This is a genomic window from Ruegeria sp. BE10, assembly GCF_056538905.1.
In genome coordinates, this window is record NZ_JBQFTX010000016.1 from 1 (window position 1) to 2,500 (window position 2,500).

Annotated in this window: 1 tRNA gene and 2 rRNA genes (1 of these 3 cut by a window edge); all 3 read right to left on the reverse strand. The window is 54.3% G+C overall.

Annotated features, from left to right (window positions below):
- Positions 1–104: 104 nt before the first annotated feature.
- Positions 105–181 (reverse strand) — tRNA-Met (locus ACR0M2_RS20525).
- A 51-nt stretch (positions 182–232) separates the two neighbouring features.
- Positions 233–347, reverse strand: a 5S ribosomal RNA gene (gene rrf / locus ACR0M2_RS20530).
- Between the two features lie 191 nt (positions 348–538).
- Positions 539–2,500: ribosomal RNA gene (locus tag ACR0M2_RS20535) — 23S ribosomal RNA — on the reverse strand (it continues 866 nt past the right edge of the window).

The following is a 2,500-nucleotide window of genomic DNA, read 5'->3' on the forward strand; positions in this document are numbered from 1 at the left end:
CTCTCACCCCATTGTTTTATGGTTCTGACGGGTTGAGTGTGTTAAGCGATTGATCTTGGGGATCAATTGTAGTGTGACCGGGCTGTTCTGAGATTTTCTGACGCTGGTTGCGGGAGTAGGATTTGAACCTACGACCTTCAGGTTATGAGCCTGACGAGCTACCGGGCTGCTCCATCCCGCGTCAGTGTCAGATTTGTGTCATCGTTAGAGAGATGTTTTGGGCTTTTACTAGGTTTGGCGGTGACCTACTCTCCCGGGGCTTAAGCCCAAGTACCATTGGCGCGGCAGTGCTTAACTTCCGGGTTCGGGATGGGACCGGGTGTTTCACTTGCGCTATGACCACCAAACCGAGGAAAAGCCCATGTCTGCATTCTTGCTGAGCAAGAAAGCGACGGGTGGCAGGCAGCGTCTTTGCGTGCAAAGGCGCGTTGCCACTCGGTTGTTATGTCACCCCTTACGGGGTTTCACATCAATCAACGTTGTCCAACTCAAGGTCGGTGTATGCTTTTGGTTTTGATTTGTCTTTCTGTTACTGGATCAAATCAAGCCTATCGGGCGATTAGTACCGGTCAACTGAACGCATTACTGCGCTTACATCTCCGGCCTATTGACGTGGTGGTCTTCCACGGCCCTCAGGGAGACCTTGTTTTGAGGGGGGCTTCCCGCTTAGATGCCTTCAGCGGTTATCCTGTCCGATCATAGCTACCCAGCACTGCCGTTGGCACGACAACTGGTCCACCAGTGGATCGTTCACCCCGGTCCTCTCGTACTAGGGGCAACTCCTCTCAAGTCTCCTACACCCACGGCAGATAGGGACCGAACTGTCTCACGACGTTCTAAACCCAGCTCACGTACCTCTTTAAACGGCGAACAGCCGTACCCTTGGGACCTGCTCCAGCCCCAGGATGAGATGAGCCGACATCGAGGTGCCAAACACTGCCGTCGATATGGACTCTTGGGCAGTATCAGCCTGTTATCCCCGGCGTACCTTTTATCCGTTGAGCGATGGCCCTTCCACTCGGGACCACCGGATCACTATGGCCGTCTTTCGACTCTGCTCGACTTGTCAGTCTCGCAGTCAGGCTGGCTTCTGCCATTGCACTCAACGAGCGATTTCCGACCGCTCTGAGCCAACCTTCGCGCGCCTCCGTTACGCTTTAGGAGGCGACCGCCCCAGTCAAACTACCCGCCACGCAGGGTCCCGGATCCGGATAACGGACCGCGGTTAGACATCAAGAGTGCGAAGGGTGGTATCTCAAGGGAGGCTCCACGGATACTTGCGTTTCCGCTTCAAAGCCTACCACCTATCCTGCACATCACAATCCTGATGCCAGTGCGAAGCTGTAGTAAAGGTGCACGGGGTCTTTCCGTCTAACCGCGGGAAGCCTGCATCTTGACAGGCAATTCAATTTCGCTGAGTCGATGTTGGAGACAGCGGGGAAGTCGTTACGCCATTCGTGCAGGTCGGAACTTACCCGACAAGGAATTTCGCTACCTTAGGACCGTTATAGTTACGGCCGCCGTTTACCTGGGCTTCAATTCAAGGCTCTCACCTCTCCTTTTAACCTTCAGGCACCGGGCAGGCGTCAGACCCTATACGTCGTCTTGCGACTTCGCAGAGCCCTGTGTTTTTAATAAACAGTCGCCACCCCCTGGTTTGTGCCCCCAGCCCCTAGTTGCCTAGGAACCGGGCCTCCTTCTCGCGAACTTACGGAGGTATTTTGCCGAGTTCCTTCAACATCGTTCTCTCAAGCGCCTTGGTATTCTCTACCAGTCCACCTGTGTCGGTTTAGGGTACGGTCTGATAGGAGGGCTATTTCCAGGAACCTCTCAGCAGCCCAATCAATCCGATAAGATTGAACTACACCTGAGATCCGTCACCACTCCACGGCCCAGGAATATTAACCTGGTTCCCATCGCCTACGCCTTTCGGCCTCGGCTTAGGGGCCGGCTTACCCTGCTCAGATTAGCTTTAAGCAGGAACCCTTGGACTTTCGGCGAGAGTGTCTCTCACACTCTTTGTCGCTACTCATGTCATCATTCTCACTAGTGATCTCTCCACCGGATCCCTCACAGGCCGGCTTCATCGAAAGCCTCTCTCCTCCAATCCGCCCGAAGACGTGAAGGAGGAATGAGACTATGTCACACTACGCTCTGCTACCATGCCTTACGGCATCCTAAGCTTCGGCTCATGGCTTGAGCCCCGTTACATCTTCGCCGCAGGACAACTTATTTAGACCAGTGAGCTGTTACGCTATCTTTAAAGGATGGCTGCTTCTAAGCCAACCTCCTGGTTGTTTTGGTCGTCCCACCTGCTTTCCCACTTAGCCATGAATTGGGGGCCTTAGCTGTAGGTCAGGGTTGTTTCCCTCTCCACTACGGACGTTAGCATCCGCAGTGTGTCTGCCATCTAGTACTCCCGGGTATTCGGAGTTTGGTTAGGATCAGTAAGCCTGTGGGGCCCCATTACCCATCCAGTGCTCTACCCCCCGGGGTATTC